This window comes from Catenulispora sp. MAP12-49 (assembly GCF_041262705.1).
Classification (GTDB): Bacteria; Actinomycetota; Actinomycetes; order Streptomycetales; family Catenulisporaceae; genus Catenulispora.
Map to the genome: position 1 here is coordinate 123,857 of NZ_JBGCCP010000016.1, position 18,650 is coordinate 142,506.

The window sequence follows — 18,650 nt, forward strand, 5'->3', positions numbered from 1 at the left end:
GCGGACGCCTCACCGACGTATCCGTATCTCACCGACGCATCCGCATATAGAGCTCGCCGAGCAGGCCGCCCACCACGGCGGCCAGCGCGACGAGCTCTATCGCGCTGCCCTCCACAGTCCCCCGGTACCAGCCGCGCATCCGCTGCGCCGTCGTGGACACCGCACGTCCGAGCAAGGCCAGGACCACACACCCCGCGACAGCTACGAAGATCACCACCGCCGCCACCTCCTCCGCTTCCAGGCTGGCGCACACCCGCGGCCCGGACCAGGAACGGACACCGGAAGTTGCGCGGACGATTAGCCGCACGTCAGCCGGGCAGACTGCCGCTGTGGAGGAGGGGGACGACCACACCGGCGGCAGCGGCTTCGCGGAGGCGATCCGGGCGTGGCGCGAGCGCCGCGGCTGGACGCAGGAAGAGCTGTCCCACGCGAGCGGTCTGAGCACCCGCGCCATCCGCAGCCTGGAGCGCGGCCGGACGTTGAAGCCCCGCCGGACGACGGTGCAGATGCTGGCCGACGCCCTTCAGGTGCCGAGAACGCGGCTGATGGGGACGGTGCGGCGCGCGGTCGCCGAGACCGATCCCGACGATCTGGCCGGAGAAGCCGGCGACGGTACCGGGTTCACGGCCGGCGGCATCGCGCGGACCGGGAGCCTGGCCGCCGATGGAGGATTCTCAGGGCTGCCGGGCCGGGCAGCCAGACCGCGCGGCGGCGTGCCGCGCGAGTTGCCGCCGGATCTGGGCGATCCCGCGCTGGACGTCCGAGAAGTCGTGGCCGAGCTGATGGCGGGACCGACCAGGCCCTATCGAGCCGCGGTGGTGCAGGTAGCGACCTCGGACGCGGCGATCCGCGCGGCGCACCACGCCTCGGCGAAGTTCCCCGACGGACAGTTGTACGCGAACCTCGCCGCGACGCCCGCCACACCCCCGGCCGCAGTCCTCCGCAGGTTCCTGCGATCGCTCCAGGCGGACCGGCCCGCCGAGGCGACGGCCGACGAACTCGCGGCCGCCTTCCGCAGCGCGCTGGCCGGCCGCCGGATGCTGGTCGTCCTCGTCGGGGCGCGGTCCGAAGCACAGATCAGGCCGTTGATCCCGGCCGAGGCACAGTGTGCGCTGCTGGTGGCGTTCGGGCTCGGGCCCCATCCGGAAACGCTGATGGGGCCCGAGCCCGACCTCACCGGGCAGTACCCCTAGTCCTCCGGCGGCACCGCCATCGTGAACCGCCCGCCGAGGTAGCGGAACTCCGGGTCCGCCGGATCCGGCGCCCCGCCCGCGGCGGCCTCGGCCTTCTCGGCGAACACGTCGGAGTCGTCCTGCGGCTCGTATCCCAGACGCCGCGCGGGTTCCAGGTCCCACCAGGCCGTCTTGTTCGCCGAGATCCCGTAGACGATCTCGTAGCCGACTTCCGGCGCGGTCGCCAGGGCGTGGAACAGGCGCGTGGCGTCGGCGGGGCTGAGCCACGTGTCGAGCATCCGGATGCTCTTCGGCTCCTCGAAGCACGAGCCGATGCGGACGCACACCACCTGCAGGCCGTGCCGGTCGGCGTAGAACGACCCGATCGCCTCCATGAAGACCTTCGAGACGCCGTAGTACGTGTCCGGCCTGGGCCGCACGTCCACGCCGATCGGCGCGTCGCGGTAGTCCGCGCGCTCGTGGTACCCCACGGCGTGGTTGCTGCTGGCCGTCAGGATCCGCGGCACCCCGGCCCGCACCGCGGCGTCGAACACCTGGTAGGTCCCGTCGATGTTGCTCTTCAGGATCCGCTCGAAGCGGTCCTCGACCGGGATCCCGGCCAGGTGGATGACGACGTCCACGTCCCGCATCGCCGCGTCCAGCGCCGCCGCGTCGCCGACGTCGCCCACCACCCACTCGGTGGTTCCGGGCTCGTCCGGGGTCACCAGGTCGAAGCCGCGCACCTGCCAGCCCAGTTCGGCCAGGCCGGCGCGCAGGAACGTGCCCACCCCGCCGGCCGCGCCGGTCATCAGGATCCTGCCGAATTCCGTATCAGACATCTGTCATCCCGTTCTTCACGCCGACGTGTCGAGCCCGTGTTCGGTCAGTACCCGGCGTCCCTCGTTGACCAACTCCTGAAGCCGTTCCACGTGCTCCGGGGCGGCGTCGGTCAGCGGCGGACGCACGGGGCCGGCGTCCAGGCCGTCCAGCCGCACTCCGGCCTTCACCAAGGCGACAGCGTAACCGGGGGCCTTGGCCCGGAGCTCCACCAGCGGCCGGTAGAAGCGGTCCAGCAGCGCGTTGACCAGGCTCGTCTGTCCCGAGCGGTAGCCGTGGTAGAACGCCAGCGCGACGTCGGGGACGAAGCAGAACGCGGCCGAGGAGTAGTTCGGCACTCCGACGCCGGCGTAGGCCAGCTGGGACATCTCGGCGGTCGGCAGCCCGTTGAAGTAGTGGAGCTTGCCCTCGCCGTGCCGGTCCCGGACGGCCGAGACGATGCGCTGCATCAGGTCCAGGTCGCCCTTGCCGTCCTTGAACCCGACGACGTTCGGGACCTCGGCCAGGTCCGCGACCACCTCGGGGGTGAACGTCACGTTGTCCCGCTGGTAGATGATCAGGTCCAGGTCGGTCGCCTCGGCCACCGCGGTGTAGTGGTCGCGCAGGCCCGCCGCTCCCCCGGCGACCAGGTACGGCGGCATCACCAGCAGCCCGTCGGCGCCGGCCTCCTTGGCGGCGGAGGAGAACGACGCGGCCAGCGCGGCCCCGTACCCGACCGCGGCCACCACCGGCACCCGCCCGGCCGCGACCTCCGCGGCGGCCCGGACGCACTCGGCGTACTCGTCCACGTCCAGCGAGTGGAACTCGCCGGTCCCGCAGCAGGCGAACACCGCCGCGGGCCCCGGACGCTCCGGCGCGTCCAGGAAGGCCAGCCGCGAGCGCAGGTGCTCGCGGTAGACCTCCAAGTCGACCCGGCCGGGAGACCCGGCGGCGGTGCGCGCGAACGGAGTGACGGGGAAGAACAGCAGGCCGTCGAGCCGATCCACCAGTGTTTGCATCAGTACCCTTATCCCTTGAGCGATCCGCTGAGCAGGCCGCGTTCGAACAGTCTCTGCAAGGCCAGATAGACCAGCACGCCGGGCACCGCGAGGATCAGCACGGCCGCCAGCCGCACCCCCTCGCCCTGTTCCTGCGAGGCCTGCAGGCTGGTGACGACGACGGTCAGGGTGTCCATCTTCGGACTCTGCGACACCAGAAGGGGCAGCAGGTACTGGTCCCAGATCATCAGGAACCCGAACACCGCGCACGTGCCCAGGGCCGGCCGGCACACCGGCAGCACGATGCGCCAGAAGATGCGGAAGTCGCCGGCGCCGTCGATCCGGGCGGCTTCTTCCAGCTCCAGCGGGACCCGCTTCATGAAGCCGGTGAGCACGTACACCGGGAGCGCCCAGCCGACCAGCGGCAGGATCAGGCCGCCGTAGGAGTTGACCAGCGTCCCGCCGGTGAAGGGCTGGTGGATCTTGCCGAGCACCTGGAACAGCGGGACCGCGATCACCTCCTCGGGCATCATCATGGTGGCCAGGATCGCCAGCATCACCACTCCGGCGCCCTTGAAGCGCTTGCGGGCCAGGGCATAGGCGGCCAGCGAGGACACCGTCAGCTGCAGGGTCAGCCCGACCGCGACCACGATCAGCGAGTTCAGCAGGCCGCGCGCCACACCGAGGTGCCAGGCCTGGGAGATGTTGGCGCCGGTGAGCCCGTGCGGGACGTTCATCATCGCGCCGAGCCGGGCCTGCCGCTGGGAGAACACGGTCGCGACCACGGTCCACAGCGGATAGACGAACACGAACACGACCAGCGCGTAGAGCAGCCAGACGCCGGCCTTGGTACGGATCCCCATGCCACGGATTCTCATCGCTCAGCACGCCTCCGCCACAGCAGCATCAGACACGTCAGCGCCATCGTGACCACGAGCAGCGCGGTGCCGATCGCGGCGGCGTACCCGGTGTCGTTGTTCTGGCTGAACTGCCGGTAGAGAAAGGTCACCACGGATTCCGACGAGCCCGCCGGGCCGCCGTTGGTCGAGACCCAGATGTCGGTGAAGACCCGCAGACCCCTGATGATCCCGAGCACCAGCACGATCGTGGTGATCGGCCGCAGCGCCGGCAGCGTCACGAAGCGCAGCCGCTGCCACCAGCCCGCCCCGTCGATCTGGCACGCCTCGTACATCTCGCGGTCGACCGACGCCAGGCCGGCGACGAAGATGACCATGTCATAGGGCGCGTTCTTCCAGATCTGCATCAGGATCACCGATGCCAGCGCCGAATGCGGGCTGTTGAAGAACGGTTCCGGGCCCAGGCCGACCTTGCCCAGCAACGAGTTCACCGAGCCGTAGGGCGAGGGGTACAGCAGCGTCGTCCACAGCTCGGCCGCGGCGACCATGGCGATCACCGTCGGCAGGAACACCGCGGTCCGCAGGATCCTGACATGCCGGGCCGGGCCCTGGAGCAGCACCGCCAGCCAGAAGCCGGCGAAGATCGAGCCGGAGACGGCGAACGCGGCGTCGAGAAGGGTGTGCACGACGGCCGAGCGCAGGTCCGGGTCGGAGAAGAGCTTGGAGTAGTTCGCCGTGCCGACGTACTGGTTCCCCAGGTACGGCCGGACGTGGAAGAAGCTCAGGTAGACGCCCCACACCGTCGGCCACACCTTGAACACGCCGATGAACAGCAGCAGGGGTGCCAGGTAGAGCCAGGGCCCTATTCGGATTCGGCGTGCCGTCATCCGACGCCCTGCTGCTTCAGGAGCGAGGAGACGTCGGAGTTCATGGAGTTCAGCGCGCTCTGCACGTCCCCGCAGGAGGACAGCAGCTTGTTGAGGTCGTCCGACATCTTCTGCCGCAGCTGCGTCCAGTTCGGGGCGTTGTCGTACTCGTAGTGGCCCGAGGTGCTGTAGACCTGCTGCGCCAGCTGCCAGCGCGGGTCGTTCCCGTGCACGGCGGCCGGGTCGACGGTCTTGTTCACCGGCAGCCGGACGACGGTCGCGGACGGGATCGCGGTCATGCCGAGCTTCTGCGCGTCGGGGGTGACCATGAACTCCTCGAGCTTGGTCACCTCGTCCTGCTTGCTGTCGGCCATAGTGAAGATGTCGGTGCCCTCCGCGAGCGTCCCGGCGGTGCCGTCGGGGCCGGTCGGCGGGGCGACCACGATGTACTTGCCCTTGACCGCGGTGGCGTCCATCGTCGCGTAGGCGTAGGGGCCGGTCAGGTACATGCCGGCCACGCCGGTCTGGAACGCCTTGTTCGTCGCGGTGGTGTCGTCCCCGAGCGCCGAGGGCTGCACGTCCTTGTTCTTGCAGACCTGGTCCTCCAGGAACTGCGCCGAGGACACGGCCTGCGGGGTGTTCAGGGTCGCGGTGAACTTGCCGCCGCCGGGCTTGAGGAAGTCGCCGCCCGCGGAGTACAGGAACGAGGACCAGAACCACGAGGTGTAGCCGCGCGAGGTGGAGCCGGGGACGGCCAGGCCGTAGGTGTCGGGCTTGCCGTCGCCGTCCGGGTCCTGCGTGGTGAAGGCCTGGGCGACCTTGGCCATGTCGTCCCAGGTCTTGGGCGCCTGCAGGCCCAGCTTGTCCAGCCAGTCCTTGCGGATCAGCAGCACGTTCGCCTGCGCGGAGAACGGAACCGCGTAGACCTGCCCCTTCAGGTCGGTGGCCGAAGTCCACGCCTGGTCGGTGAGCTGGTCGGCGCCGGTGAACGTGGTCTTGTCGATCGGCAGGACGATGCCCTGGGAGACGAAGTCGCCCATCTGCGCGGCGTCGTCGACGACCATGTCGGGAAGCTGGTGCGCGGAGGCCGCGGCGGTGAGCGCCGTCTCGAAGTCGGTGAGCGTGGCCTTGCCGATGGAGACCTTGATGCCGGTCTGCGCGGTGAAGGCGTCGAAGATCTTCTGGTACGCCTTCGGCGAGTCGCCGGAGCCGCGGATCCAGACGTTGAGGGTGCCGGTGGCGGCGGCGTTCTTGGAGGTGGCCGCGCCGGAGGAGCTGCTGGAGCCGCCGCACGCGGCACCGGATATCGCAACGCCGGCGGTGACGGCCGCGGCGCACAGGGATCTCGCTGTTCGGGATGTCACGGTTCGCATGGGGCCCTCGGCTTCAACGGGGATTCATGGATGTGAACGAAATACAGGAGGGTGAACGGGCTCAGATGCTGGAAAGGTAGTGAAGAACGTCCGAGCGGTCAAGAGGAAGGGGCCCCCGAAGGAGCCCCCTTTGAGATGCTTGAGATGTCGCGCCGGTCAGCCGGCCGGTGCGCCCGCGACGGTGTAGGCGTCCCAGTCGTACAGGAAGCCCTTGTCGTTCGGACCGTCGCCGGACGGATCGCCGTGGTCGTCGACCAGCAGCAGGTCCTGGTTGAGGGCCTGGCCGACGTAGCCGTGGTCGAGCTTGTACTTCAGGTCCAGCGTGCCGATGTGGTACGCCGTCTCGGTGCTCGCCGCAGACGCGTTGAAGTTCCCGAGCACCTCCATCGCCACCCGCGCGCCGGTGACGTTCATCCAGCCCTCGAACACGTAGAGTGCCGAGCTGCGCAGCCCTGAGGAGTCGGTGCTGTTGAACTCGTGGCCCATGCAGCACTGGCCGTCGTACGGACTCGTGGTGTTGTCCGCGATGTGCGCCGGGCTCACCGTGCTGGCCGCGGTCTTGTCGAAGGTGTTGCCGGCGATGGTGCCCCAGATGCCCATCAGGTCGCTGGAGCCGTGGCCGGCGTAGACGAACGGCCGCGCGATGGCGGAGTTCCCGCCGCTGCCGACCGCCGCGAAGCACTGGCCGGCGCTGGTGAGGCCGGCCGCGTTCAGCTGCGCGGTGAAGGTCGCGTCGTTGAAGGAGCTGAGCATGCCGTCCCACGTCGAGGCTCCGAAGTACTGGATCGCCGCGATCTCGGTGTCGACGCCGCCGTCGCGGTAGTTCGGGTTGTTGGTCTTGGCGAAGTTGCCGTAGCCGCAGATCCCGGAGTCGAAGTTGTTGGCGTCGTTGTAGGCGTAGTTGCTGCCGTAGCCCATGGCGGCCTCTACCAGCGAGACCTTGTTCTGCTCGGCGGAGGACAGCTGGCTCCACGCCGGGCCGTCGTTCTTCAGCAGCAGCAAGGCCTGCGCGACCGGCGCCTGGCCCCACATCTCCAGACCGCCGTCCGCGTCCGGCTCGTGGCCGCCCGCGATGAGGCTCCGGATCTGGGCGAGCAGCGCGCTCTGGACGCCGGTGCCGTTGGTGGCCTTGGAGCCCGGGGCGGCCTTGTCGACGAGAGCGAGGTAGTACAGCACCTTCGCCTCGGCGATGTTGGACGGGCCGGTCCCCGGCCGCGGGACGCCCGAGGTGGGCGCGGCCCAGGCGAAGGGCTTCGCGGCGACCGCGCTGTCGATCAGCGACTGCGTGAACGCGCCGCCGCCTCCGCCCCCGGTGGTGCCGGTGGTGGCGGTGACCGGCGAACTGGCCGAGGAGGCGACCCCGGCGGCGTCGACCGCTTCGACCGTGTAGGTGTGGGTGCTGGCGGCGGCCAGACCGCCGACGGTCGCGGAGGTCGCGGTCGGCGACGCGACGACCGCCGAGCCCTCCAGCACCCGGTAGGACACCGCCGGATCGCTGTCGTCGGTCTCGGTCCAGGCCAGCGAGATGCTCGAGGCCGTGGTGCCGCTGACGGCCAGGCCGGTGGGCGTGGCAGGGCTCGTACTCCCCCCACCGCCGCCGGGGGCGACGGTGACGTTGGTCGGGGCTATGTAGTGCCCCGCATTCTCGGTGCCCTTGAAGTGCACCAGCACGCTCGCACCCGGGGCGAGCGTGGCGGCGGTGCCGGTGGCGGTGAGCGTGTAGTGCGTTCCGGACGAGGCGTAGGTGACGCCGGTGGAGGAGGTCACGGCCTCGCTGGAATCCAGGTCGAACTGGATGTTCCAGCCGGTGACCGCGCTGCCGCCGGTGTTCTTCACGGTGGCCCCGTCGCTGAACCCGGCACCCCAGTCCGAGTAGTTCACGACCGAGACCGTGAGGCCCCCGGCCGCCCCCGAGGCGGCGAAACCGGGTTGATCCACCCCGAACAGGACGAGCCCGAGGCCGATCGCCCCGGCCAGGGCAGCGGTACCCCGTTGTCTTGCGCTGAGCATTGGCGGGTCTCCCTTCCGATCCTGTGCGCTCCCTTGATGTTTCAGATATGTGAACATTTGTCAGATATCTGAAATCCGCCGCAGACGGTAATGTGGGGCGGGAGACCTGTCAACGAAGGAGTCCCATGGCCGACACCGGCATACCGAGCGGACCCGTGATCGGATCCGCCGCCTCGACGAACGACGCGGCTCTCAACGGCGCCGACGGCGCCGGCGGCGACTCCGCGGCGGGGGTGAAGTCGGCACGGCGGGCGGTGGAACTGCTGGAGGCCTTCGGCACGAACCATTCCTGGCTCTCGCTGACCGACCTGCACCACCACACCGGGTTCCCGCGCTCCTCGCTGCACGGGCTGCTGCGCACCCTGCGCGACGTCGGCTGGATCGAGGCCGACGACGCCGGCACCCGCTTCCGGCTCGGTGTCAAGGCCCTGATCTGCGGCACCGCCTACCTGGACCGCGACCCGGTGATGCCCTACGCCACCGAGGCCCTGGAGCGGCTGCGCGAGCAGATCGGCTACACCTGCCACTTCGCGCGCCTGAACGGCCCGGACATCGTGTACCTGCAGACCCGCGAGTCGCGCACCTCGGCGCACCTGGTGTCCCGCGTCGGCCGGACGCTGCCGGCGCACGCCACCGCGCTGGGCAAGGTGCTGCTGGCCGAACTGGCCGACGACGAACTGACGGCGGTGCTGCCCAAGCACCTGGACGCGCTCACCGACCTGACCATCACCGACCGCGAGGCACTGCGCTCGGAACTGGCCTTCATCCGCGAGCGCGGCTACTCCACCGAGCGGGGGCAGAGCTCGCCGAACCTGGCGTGCGTCGCGGCGGTGGTGCCCTACCGGATCCCCGGCACGGACGCGATGAGCTGCTCGATGCCGGACGAGCGGGTGACGGACGCCGAGCTTCAGCGGGTCGGGGCGCTGCTGCGGGATGTGGCCGAGGACCTGAGCCAGCAGCTGCGGCGGGCCGGGATCCGGTAGCGCGGCTCCGGCCGCCGAGCGTGTCGCATCGGGGATGCCACGCGTCGGATTCCGGGGATGCCACGCACCGGATTCCGTTGATCGTTAAGCGTTCCTGTATGTGAACGCCATCCGCTTTGCTGAATTGTTACCGCCGGATGTCTTGTCAGACTCCTTAACCAGTGCCACGGTTCCCGCCATGGCGAATACTGCGTCCTCGGCAGCTCCGGCTGCGCGCCGGCCGGTGAACCGCGCGACCCTGTACACGTTCGGCGCCTTCGGCGGCATCCTGTTCGGCTACGACCTCGGGGTCATCGCCGGCGTCCTGGTCCTGCTCGCGAAACAGTGGTCGCTGACCGCGTTCCAGAAGGGCGCCATCACCGCCAGTCTGTCGGTCGGCGCGATGGTCGGCGCCGTACTGGCCGGCCGGCTGTGCACCCGGATCGGGCGCCGGCTGACCATCATGAGCGCCGCCGTGGTGGTGATCATCGGGACCGTCGCCTGCGTGCTGGCCGGCGACTGGCAGGCGATGATGCTGACCCGCGGCGTCATCGGCATCGGCATCGGGCTGTCCTCGGCGACCGTCCCGGCCTACCTGGCCGAGCTGGCCCCGGCCCGGGTGCGCGGCGCGCTGGGCTCGCTGAACCAGCTGTTCATCGTCACCGGGATCCTGACCGCGTTCCTGGTGGACTACGCGCTGTCCAGCCACAGCGACTGGAAGGGGATGTTCCTCGGGGCCCTGATCCCCGCGGCCATCCTGATCGCCGGCCTGCTGGTGCTGCCGGAAACCCCGCGCTGGCTGCTGAGCCAGGGCCGGGACGGCGAGGCCCGGGCCGTGCTGGCCGCCACGCTGCCGGCCGCGAGCCAGGCGGAGCTGGACGCCGAGGTCCAGGAGATCCGCGACGTGATCCGGCGCGACTCCCAGGAGCGCGGGCGGGTGCGCGACCTGTGGCAGCCGTGGGTGCGGCCGATGGTCCTGGTCGCGATGATCCTGGCCGTCGGGCAGCAGTTCTCCGGCGTCAACGCGATCAACGCCTACTTTCCGACGATGCTGAAGTCGCTGGGTTTCGCCACGCGCACCGCGCTGCTGTCGGCGGTCGTGCTCGGCGTCGTGAAGTTCCTGTTCACGGTGTGGGAGCTGTTCATGGTGGACCGCTGGGGCCGCAGGCCGCTGCTGATGGTCGGCGCCGCGGTGATGGTGGTCTCGCTGTTCGCCGCGGGCCTGGTCATCAAGAACGTGACCGACAAGGACACCCTCGGCACCCTGACCCTGGTCTTCCTGATCCTCTACCTGGCCGGCTACGAACTCGGCTGGGGCGCCACGGTCTGGGTGATGATCGGCGAGATCTTCCCGCTGCGCGCCCGCGCGGCCGGCACGGCCGTGGCCACCACGGTCCTGTGGGCCGCCACCGGCCTGGTCACCGCGGTCTTCCCGACGATGTCGGCGAAGAGCAACCTCGGGATCGGCGGCGCGATGTGGGTGTTCGCCGGGATCAACATCGTTCTGCTGCTCCTGGCGCGCTTCTACATCCCGGAGACCAAGGGCCGCAGCCTGGAGCAGATCGAGCGGGATCTGCGCGGCGGGACGATTTCCGCGGGCGGCGAGATGTCCGCGGCCGGCGCCGGGCAGGGGGCCGGTGCGACGGCCGTCCCGGCCCAGGGCGCCGACACGGCGGCGGGTGCGGCGGGTGTGGTGGCCGAGGAGCCCGGCGAGGCGGGGCTGGTCTCAGAGTCCTGATCCGCACACGGCCGGCCGGCGGCGCACGAGCGTACAAGACGCGCTCGTGCGCCGCCGTCGATCATCGGGGGCATGTTCGACACGAAGATCGCCGTGCTGCTGCGGGACGACCTCGCGGTATGGCAGCGGCTGAACGTCACGGCATTCCTGGTCAGCGGGATCGGCACGGCCCGTCCCGACGTCGTCGGCGAGCCCTACCGGGACGCCGACGACACCGCCTACCTGTCGGAGTTCCGGCAGCCGGTGATGGTTTTCGAGGGGGGCAAGGAGCTTTTGGCCGCGGCGCGGGCCAAGGCCGTGGCCCGCGGACTGGATGTCGCGGTGTTCACCGCCGACATGTTCGGCACCGGCAACGACGCCGACAACCGGGCGGTGGTGCGCGCCGTGCGCGCGGACGATCTGGATCTGGTCGGGATCGCGGTGTACGGCCCCAAGAACGCGGTCGACAAGGCTTTCAAGGGTGCTTCGATGCACCCTTGAGCGCGCTCCATGCACTAATGAGCGCGCCGAGCCCTACTGCTTCTGCTGCGCCCGGGGCACGCTGCTGTCCGCCAGCACCGCGTCCAGCAGCCCGGGCCAGCGCACGTCCATCAGCTCCCGGCGCAGCCGCACGTGCTTCTTCGCGCCGACCCACCACATGACGACCAGCCCGGCCTCGCGCAGCACCTTGTAGTGGTGCGACATCGTCGACTTGGTCGCGGTGAGCCCGCTCTTCTCCCAGACGTCCAGGCAGGCCATGCCGCCCTCGGAGCCGTAGTCGGAGACCGTGTGCACGATGGTCAGCCGGGCCGGCTCGGCCAGCGCCGACAGCACCGCTGTCAGCTCCACGGCCTCGTCGCCGGGATGACTCAGTTCGTACTGCTCGGCCTGGGTGTCCATTGCCACAGCCTAAACCCGCTTGCCTTGAGTTCGATAGTCGTCGTACAGTTCGATGCTAGTCGAACGGTTCGATGGATGTCGAACTGATTCTCACTACGTACTACCGAGCGTCACCTCGAGCGAAGCGGATGGTGCCCCGTGTCAGCCACTACGGAAGAACGCCGTACTCCCTTAACAACTGCGCCGGCGCCGGAATCTTCCCCGGACCCGCGGCGCTGGCGCATGCTGCCGGTGATCCTTTCGGCCATGTTCATGGCGATGTTCGACTATTTCGTGGTCAATGTCGCCGCCCCCTCGTTCCAGCACGACCTGCACACCACCGACGCCGGCCTGGAGCTGGTCGTCGGCGGGTACGGCTTCGCCTACGCGGCCGGGCTGATCACCGGCGGCCGGCTGGGCGACCTGCTGGGCTACAAGCGGATGTTCGTCGCCGGGATGGCCGCGTTCACGCTGGCCAGCCTGGCCTGCGGGATCGCCACCTCCTCGACCCTGCTGATCGTCGCGCGCCTGGTGCAGGGCGCGACCGCGGCCGCGATGGTGCCGCAGCTGCTGGCCCTGATCAACGTGATCTACCCGGTGCACGAGCGGCCGCGGGCGATGGCGTGGTTCGGCGCCACCATCGGCACCGGCTCGGTCGCCGGGCAGGTGCTGGGCGGCGTGCTGCTGGAGGCCAACCTCTTCCACTGGACCTGGCGGCCGATCTTCCTGGTGAACGTGCCGATCGGGCTGATCGCGGTGTTCCTGGCGCTGCGCTGGCTGCCGGACACCCGGGGCACGCACCGTCCGAAGTTCGACCCGGTCGGCGCGATCGCCATCGCGCTGAGCATCGGCCTGGCGCTGGCCCCGCTGATCCTGGGCCGCGCCGAGGGGTGGCCGGTGTGGACCTGGGTCTCGCTGATCGCCTCGGTCCCGGTGATGATCGTGGCGATGCGCTGGGAGGCCCGGCTGGGGCGGGCCGGCGGGTCGCCGATGGTGGACCTGACGCTGTTCAAGGAGCGCACGTTCAGCGTGGGCCTGGCGCTGTCCGGGCTGATGCTGGCCATGTTCGGCGGCTTCATGCTGGCCATGACGCTGTTCCTGCAGGGCGGCATGCACATGAGCCCGGTGCGGGCCGGGCTGCTGTTCGGGCCGCTGGGCGTGGCCTTCGCCGGCAGCTCGATGCTGGCCCGGCGGGTCTCGGGCCGCTGGGGCGCCCGGGTGATCGCCATCGGCGCCTCGCTGAGCACCGCCGGGCTGGTGCTGCTGGGCGTGGTGCTGGCGTGGCGCGGCGCGGACCTGGCGTCCTGGCAGCTGCTGCCCTCGATGATCCTGGTCGGCGCCGGGAACGGCCTGGTCCTGCCCTCGCTGGTGGGCTCGGTGCTGGCCGGCATCAAGGCGAAGAACGCCGGCGCGGCCTCCGGGATGCTGGTCACGGCCCAGCAGTTCGGCGGCGCGTCCGGGGTGACGATCCTGGGCACGGTGTTCTTCTCGGTGCTGGGGTCGCACCCCGGCGGGTTCGGCGGGTACGTGAGCGCGATGCGCTGGGTGGACGCGGTGGACGTGGTGTTCGTCGTGGCCATCCTGGCGATGGCGTTCCTGCTGCCCAAGCAGGCCGCGGGGATGGCCGCCAGGCGCTGAGCGGAGCCGCCTGACCCAAGCACCTTCACTCGAACAATTCGCCGAGGTCATGCCCGGCCGGATCGCCTCATCAGCCGATCCGGCCGGGCATCGGCGTGCGGGCGCCCCCGATCGGTCGCACGCTGGTTCTTATGACGAACTCGAGCCTGGCCTCGCGAGTGGCGGCCGGACGCGCGGCCCGCAAGCTGGTCACGCGCTCCTCGACCGGGGACTGGAAGGCACCGCCGGACCGCCGGGACCCGATGGCGATACTGGAGAAACAGGGGGAGACCCGGCTGCCGGGCCTGGTGCCGATCCGCTACGGCCGCATGGCCGCCTCGGAGTTCGCCTTCCTGCGCGGCGCGCCGGCGATCATGGCCGCCGACCTGGCCGAGTCGCCCACCACCGGGCTGACGGTCCAGCTGTGCGGCGACGCGCACCTGTCCAACTTCGGGCTGTACGCCTCCCCCGAACGCCGCCTGGTCTTCGACCTGAACGACTTCGACGAGACCCTGCCGGGGCCCTTCGAATGGGACGTGAAGCGGCTGACGGCGAGCATCGCGGTGGCGGCGCGCCAGAACGGCTTCAAGGACGACTGCGGGCACAGCGCCGCCGTCGAAGCGGCGCGGGCGTACCGCACGGCCATGGCGCGGATGAAGGACAAGAGCGAGCTGGACGTCTGGTACCAGACCGTGGACACCACGATGTTGTTGCAGCTGGCCAGGCGCAAGCGGGGCCGCAAGGAGCTGGAGGCGTCGTTCAGCCAGGCGGAGCGGCACACGAACCTTCAGGCGCTGCGCAAGCTGACCGGCCCCGGACCCGACGGCACGCCGCGGATCCGGTACCAGCCGCCGCTGCTGGTTCCCTTCGCGGAACTGGGCTTCGACCGGGACACCGAGGAGGAGACCATCCGCCGGGTCTTCACCGACTACCGCTCGACGCTCCAGGAGGACCGCAGGGCCCTGCTCGAGCGGTTCCGGTATGTGGAGTCGGCGCTGAAGGTGGTGGGAGTCGGCAGCGTCGGGACCCGCTGCTCGATGGCGCTGATGCTCGGCGAGACCACCTCGACGCCGTTGTTCCTCCAGGTGAAGGAGGCCGAGGAATCGGTGCTCTCGCCGTATCTGAAGTCGAGCCGCTACGAGCACCAGGGGCACCGGGTGGTCGCGGGGCAGCGGCTGATGCAGGCGACGAGCGACATCTTCCTGGGGTGGGCCACCGGGCCGGAGGGCCGCTACTTCTACGTGCGGCAGCTGCGCGACATGAAGGGCTCGGCGAACGTCCCGGAGATGGACAAGACGATGCTGCGCGCGTACGCGGAGCTGTGCGGGTTGACGCTGGCCCGCGCCCACGCGCGCTCCGGCGACCGGGTGGCGATCTCGGCGTACCTGGGCAGCGGGGATTCGTTCGACCTCGCGATGGGCCGGTGGGCGCTGGCGTACGCGGACCAGACCCGGGCGGATCACCAGGTCCTGATGGACGCGATCAAGACGGGCCGGGTGCGGGCGGTCGACGCGTAGCTCACGACCCGTGCTCCGGCGGTCAGTAGCGGTGGTTGTTGCGCAGGAGGTACTGGTCGGCCAAGAGGTCGACGAGACGGGCCCGCTGCTCGGGTTCCAGCGCCGAGTCGGGGAACGCCAGACCTCGCGTCGGCGCGGCGGCGAGCTTGAGGTGCCACATGCCGAACCGGCGGTAGGCGCGGCGCCATTGGCTCCACGGGAGCTTGGCGATCCGGCCGGAGACCGCGTAGGTGACGCCGTCGGTGTCGAACGCGACGGTGACCGCCGCGGGCGTCAGGCGTCCGCTGGACCGCAGCTTGTAATAGTGCAGGAGAACCACGGACGCGACGACCACGGACCCGACGGCGGGGAGGATGAAGGTCTTGGTGTTGATCACCTGGACCAGGGCCCCGATGACGATGGCGCTGATCGCGAGGAGGAACGCCAGCGCGTCGCCGAGTTCGGTGACGACCGCCGTTCTCGCGGTGCTGATGAAGGCGACGACGACGGGCGTGTCGGCGTCCGCCACGCCCTCCGGCACTCCGCCATGATCCCCCACCTGACATAGCATGCCCTATCTGGGCGAAGACGCGAAAGAGATTGTCCCGGGGGCGCACTAGGGAAGGGCCCCGCCGGAGCGGGGCCGTTCTGGATCCTCAGGTTCAGCGGCCTACGGCCCGCGTCCGCGTCCTTGTCCGCAGCCCGAAGCCCACCAGCGCGGCGGCCACGAGTACGACCACGCCATCGGTGCCCAGGCTGAGCTGGATGCCACTGGTGAGCGCGTCCTTGGCGGTGTGCCCGGCACTCTTCAGGCTGTCGCTGCGGGCCGAGGCCACGGCGGACAGCAGCGGGATGCCGAGCGTCAGGCCGACCTGCTGCGAGGTGGTGACCAGGCCGGTGGCCAGGCCCTGCTCGGTGTCGCCGAGGCCGGAGGTCGCGGTGACCCCGTAGGAGACCACGGCGGCCAGGTGGCCGAAGGCGGCGACGGCGCCGATCGTCAGCAGCAGCACGGTGCCGTTGCCGGGGGCGATCAGCGCCAGCGGCAGGATCAGCAGGCCCTGGAACAGCAGGCCGCCGACCAGAGTGGCCCTGGCGCCGAAGCGGCCGATGAGCCGCGGCGCGGCCATGCCGCCCAGCGCCGCCGCGACCCCCATCACCGCGAAGACCAGGCCGGTCAGCGTCGGGGACATACCCTCCACCTGCTGCAGGAACAGCGTGCCGAGGAAGACGACCGCGCTCATGCAGGCGAAGGTCACCAGCCCGCCGAGGTTGCCGATCGCGACGCTGCGGCGGCGCAGGATCCGCAGCGACACCAACGGTTCGGCGGCGCGCGACTCGATGACGGCGAAGGCCGCCATCAGCGCGACCCCGGCGACCAGGCCGACGATCACGTCGGCGCGCCCGAACCCGGCTTGCGCGGCCGTGGACAGGGCGTAGATCAGGGCCAGCAGAGCCGTGGTGACGGTGACGGCACCGGGGACGTCCAGCCGCGAGGCGTGCGGGTTGCGGCTCTCGGTGAGCAGCCGCGGCGCGCCAAGCAGGACGACGGCGCCCATCGCGGTGTTCAGCACCATGGTGGAGCGCCAGGACAGCGCCTGGGTCAGCGCGCCGCCGAGCACCATGCCGGCGGTGAAGCCGACTGTCATCAGGGTGCCGTTGATCCCCAGCGCGCGCTCCCGCTGCGGCCCCTCGGGGAAGGAGGTCGTCAGCAGCGCCATGCCGGTCGGCACGATCATCGCCGCGCCGATGCCCTGCAACGCGCGCCCGGCCAGCAGCACCGCCGGAACCCAGGCGACGGCCGCGATGACACTGGCCGCGGTGAACAGCACGGTGCCGGCGACGAAGACCTTCTTGCGGCCGACGAGGTCGCCGACCCGCCCGGACAACAGCAGCAGGCCGCCGGAGGGCAGCGCGAAGGCGGTGGCGATCCACTGCAGGTTGGCGTCGGCGATGTGCAGGTCCTTGCCGATGCTGGGGACGGCGATGTTCAGGATGGAGAAGTCGACGGCGACCATGAAGTTCGCCGCGCAGAGCAAGAACAAAACGAGCTTGGCCCGAGCGGACAGGCCAGAGGTCGGCGAAGGGTTGTCGATGTTCGCGGTGGCTGCCGCACCACCCGCGCCGGCGGACGTCACCGGTGTGGACTGGTCGAGGACATCTGTCATGGGATCCAGGATTCGGCGCGGGAAGCGCACGTGGGTAGCGCCTGTTTATGCTGGTGGTCCTTACACCAGGCTGAGCACCGCGGCCCACGCCGGCCGCGCACGCCGTCTCGCCTGGTGACGGGGATCGGCTCCGGCGCCCGGCAACGTGCCGAGCATCGGGGCTTCGCGTGCTTGAGGGGAGAAAGCAGTGTCGATGACGTCCCCGGTCCAGGTGGACCCCAACACCGTCCGGCGGGCGAACCTGAGGGAGTTCCTGGTCGCCCGCCGCGCCCGCATCACCCCCGAGGAGGTGGGACTGGCCCCCGGCAGCCGCCGCCGCACCCCGGGCCTGCGCCGCGAGGAGGTGGCGGTCCTGGCCGGCGTCGGCACCTCCTGGTACCAGTGGCTGGAGCAAGGCCGGGACATCACGGTGTCCTCCCAGGTCCTGGACGCCATCGGCCGCGTCCTGAAACTCGACGAACCAGAAACCCGCCACCTGTACGCCCTGGCCGGCCTCAACCCACCCCCCGTAGGCCGCATCTGCCCGAACGACGCCGCCGGCCCGGTGAACGAAGCCCTGGTCCACCTCGTGAACACCTGGCTCCCCAACCCGGGCATGATCATCGACCGCTACTGGAACATGGTGGTCGCCAACCGAGCAGCGGAACTGGCCCTCCACACCACCGAAACCGGCTGGAACTGCCTCCACCAGTACTTCCTGGACGACATCTACCGCGAATCCCTGGAGAACTGGTCGGACCTGGCCCCCCACGTCGTGGCGACGTACCGCTCGGAAATGACGGCCTGCCCAGGCGACGAAGGCTTCCGCCAGGTAGTGGAAACCCTGCTGCCGCAAAGCGAGGAGTTCGCCGAACTGTGGGCACGCCAAGGCGTGGCACACAGCGGCGTGAACAAGAAGTCCCTGAGCTCCCGCGTCGGCCCCCTGCACTTCGAGTCGGTGACCCTGGCCGTCCCGGACCGCGCGGACCTGCGCATCGTCCTGCACAACCCGCAGGCTGGCTCGGACACGCGGGCGAAGATGGAGCGCTTACTGGCGGAGGATGAGCGGCGGAACGGGTTGCGGTTGGTGGCGGGGTAGTCAGGGTTCGACCGCCGATCTACCCTGAAAAACGCACGGAAGTCCAGTGCTAGGGGTAAGCCATGTCAGATGTCGAACGTACCGACCTCAACCGCCTCCGCGACATCATCCGCGGTGCGCAGCAGCAGGGCGACCAGTATCCGGTGGATCCGAAGGCGCGGATCACGGTCGGGTCCGAGGGGGAGATCTTCACCGGGGTGGTGCCTGCGGGGCGTCCTTTGAGCAAGGTGCAGCATGGGACGTTCGCTGCTCGGGTGCGGGGGCGGGAGGTCGAGGATCTGCGGTGGGCGGCCAAGCACATGCCGCGGAACACGCAGTTCATCGATCATCGGGATGCCCGGGGGTGGTGTTACAGCTTCCTGTCGCAGATGGGGCGGCCTTACACCATGTTCGCGTACTTCGATGGGAGCAGCTATCAGGTCAAGTTGGTCGAGCCTCGGTTGGAGGGGCTGGTCGGGGCTCATGCCGGGCATCTGTATGCCAACGGGCGTCTGTGCCTGAGCCAGGCCGGGGGTTCGGGGCAGCCGACTTTGGAGGAGGCCTACTCCAAGTCCGTGTTGTGGGCTACGGGGATGGACGTCGTCCTGGCGGGGTATCCGTTCCCCTTCTCGACGAACAACGAGTTCGAGTACGGCCTCTGATTC

18 protein-coding genes are annotated in these 18,650 nt (G+C 70.0%); 8 read left to right on the top strand and 10 right to left on the bottom strand.

Annotation, left to right across the window (positions count from 1 at the left end):
- Nucleotides 1-28: 28 nt before the first annotated feature.
- Complete coding sequence (locus ABIA35_RS27045) at nt 29-217, bottom strand: hypothetical protein (protein ID WP_370342003.1); 189 nt, start codon at nt 215-217, stop codon at nt 29-31.
- Nucleotides 218-329: 112 nt separating this feature from the next.
- Here ABIA35_RS27045 and ABIA35_RS27050 point away from each other — a divergent pair, with 112 nt between their 5' ends.
- Nucleotides 330-1,193 (top strand): helix-turn-helix domain-containing protein, encoded by an 864-nt coding sequence (locus tag ABIA35_RS27050; protein WP_370359770.1) that lies wholly within the window; start codon nt 330-332, stop codon nt 1,191-1,193.
- Here the strand turns inward: ABIA35_RS27050 and ABIA35_RS27055 are convergent.
- From ABIA35_RS27055 to ABIA35_RS27080, 6 genes are all read right to left on the bottom strand, one after another.
- Complete coding sequence (locus ABIA35_RS27055; protein WP_370359771.1) at nt 1,190-2,011, bottom strand: NAD-dependent epimerase/dehydratase family protein; 822 nt, start codon at nt 2,009-2,011, stop codon at nt 1,190-1,192. The genes ABIA35_RS27050 and ABIA35_RS27055 overlap by 4 nt on opposite strands.
- A gap of 15 nt (nt 2,012-2,026) precedes the next feature.
- Nucleotides 2,027-3,007 carry a 5-dehydro-4-deoxyglucarate dehydratase gene (locus ABIA35_RS27060; protein WP_370359772.1) on the bottom strand — a complete coding sequence of 327 codons (981 nt, stop codon included), beginning with the start codon at nt 3,005-3,007 and terminating at the stop codon, nt 2,027-2,029.
- Between the two features lie 8 nt (nt 3,008-3,015).
- Complete coding sequence (locus ABIA35_RS27065) at nt 3,016-3,849, bottom strand: carbohydrate ABC transporter permease (RefSeq protein ID WP_370342007.1); 834 nt, start codon at nt 3,847-3,849, stop codon at nt 3,016-3,018.
- 11 nt (nt 3,850-3,860) lie between these two features.
- On the bottom strand, nt 3,861-4,730 hold the full coding sequence (locus ABIA35_RS27070; protein WP_370359773.1) for a carbohydrate ABC transporter permease: 870 nt from the start codon (nt 4,728-4,730) through the stop codon (nt 3,861-3,863).
- Nucleotides 4,727-6,073: a sugar ABC transporter substrate-binding protein gene (locus tag ABIA35_RS27075; protein WP_370359774.1), complete on the bottom strand. Its 1,347-nt coding sequence runs from the start codon at nt 6,071-6,073 to the stop codon at nt 4,727-4,729. The genes ABIA35_RS27070 and ABIA35_RS27075 overlap by 4 nt, the downstream gene beginning before the upstream one ends.
- A 165-nt stretch (nt 6,074-6,238) precedes the next feature.
- Nucleotides 6,239-8,092: a cellulose binding domain-containing protein gene (locus ABIA35_RS27080; RefSeq protein WP_370359775.1), complete on the bottom strand. Its 1,854-nt coding sequence runs from the start codon at nt 8,090-8,092 to the stop codon at nt 6,239-6,241.
- 125 nt (nt 8,093-8,217) lie between these two features.
- On the opposite strand from ABIA35_RS27080, the gene ABIA35_RS27085 reads away from it, so the two are divergent.
- The 3 genes from ABIA35_RS27085 to ABIA35_RS27095 all read left to right on the top strand — a co-directional run bounded on the left by ABIA35_RS27085 (nt 8,218) and on the right by ABIA35_RS27095 (nt 11,272).
- On the top strand, nt 8,218-9,075 hold the full coding sequence (locus ABIA35_RS27085; protein WP_370359776.1) for an IclR family transcriptional regulator: 858 nt from the start codon (nt 8,218-8,220) through the stop codon (nt 9,073-9,075).
- Between the two features lie 178 nt (nt 9,076-9,253).
- On the top strand, nt 9,254-10,792 hold the full coding sequence (locus tag ABIA35_RS27090; RefSeq protein ID WP_370359777.1) for a sugar porter family MFS transporter: 1,539 nt from the start codon (nt 9,254-9,256) through the stop codon (nt 10,790-10,792).
- A gap of 72 nt (nt 10,793-10,864) precedes the next feature.
- Complete coding sequence (locus ABIA35_RS27095) at nt 10,865-11,272, top strand: DUF2000 family protein (RefSeq protein WP_370342014.1); 408 nt, start codon at nt 10,865-10,867, stop codon at nt 11,270-11,272.
- 33 nt (nt 11,273-11,305) lie between these two features.
- Here ABIA35_RS27095 and ABIA35_RS27100 read toward each other — a convergent pair whose 3' ends face one another.
- Nucleotides 11,306-11,671: an ArsR/SmtB family transcription factor gene (locus ABIA35_RS27100; protein WP_370342016.1), complete on the bottom strand. Its 366-nt coding sequence runs from the start codon at nt 11,669-11,671 to the stop codon at nt 11,306-11,308.
- Between the two features lie 246 nt (nt 11,672-11,917).
- Between ABIA35_RS27100 and ABIA35_RS27105 the strand changes: the two genes are divergently transcribed.
- Complete coding sequence (locus ABIA35_RS27105; RefSeq protein ID WP_370342018.1) at nt 11,918-13,288, top strand: MFS transporter; 1,371 nt, start codon at nt 11,918-11,920, stop codon at nt 13,286-13,288.
- 131 nt (nt 13,289-13,419) lie between these two features.
- Nucleotides 13,420-14,784 (top strand): DUF2252 domain-containing protein, encoded by a 1,365-nt coding sequence (locus ABIA35_RS27110; RefSeq protein WP_370359778.1) that lies wholly within the window; start codon nt 13,420-13,422, stop codon nt 14,782-14,784.
- Between the two features lie 22 nt (nt 14,785-14,806).
- Here the strand turns inward: ABIA35_RS27110 and ABIA35_RS27115 are convergent, their stop codons facing one another.
- Together ABIA35_RS27115 and ABIA35_RS27120 are read right to left on the bottom strand one after the other, a co-directional pair.
- A complete protein-coding gene (locus ABIA35_RS27115) occupies nt 14,807-15,322 on the bottom strand; it encodes a hypothetical protein (RefSeq protein WP_370342021.1) in 516 nt (171 codons plus the stop codon).
- A 103-nt stretch (nt 15,323-15,425) separates the two neighbouring features.
- On the bottom strand, nt 15,426-16,928 hold the full coding sequence (locus ABIA35_RS27120) for an MFS transporter (RefSeq protein WP_370342022.1): 1,503 nt from the start codon (nt 16,926-16,928) through the stop codon (nt 15,426-15,428).
- 193 nt (nt 16,929-17,121) lie between these two features.
- Here ABIA35_RS27120 and ABIA35_RS27125 point away from each other — a divergent pair, with 193 nt between their 5' ends.
- A complete protein-coding gene (locus tag ABIA35_RS27125; protein ID WP_370359779.1) occupies nt 17,122-18,006 on the top strand; it encodes a helix-turn-helix transcriptional regulator in 885 nt (294 codons plus the stop codon).
- Nucleotides 18,007-18,068: 62 nt separating this feature from the next.
- On the top strand, nt 18,069-18,647 hold the full coding sequence (locus ABIA35_RS27130; RefSeq protein ID WP_370359780.1) for a hypothetical protein: 579 nt from the start codon (nt 18,069-18,071) through the stop codon (nt 18,645-18,647).
- The last annotated feature ends 3 nt before the right edge of the window (nt 18,648-18,650 follow it).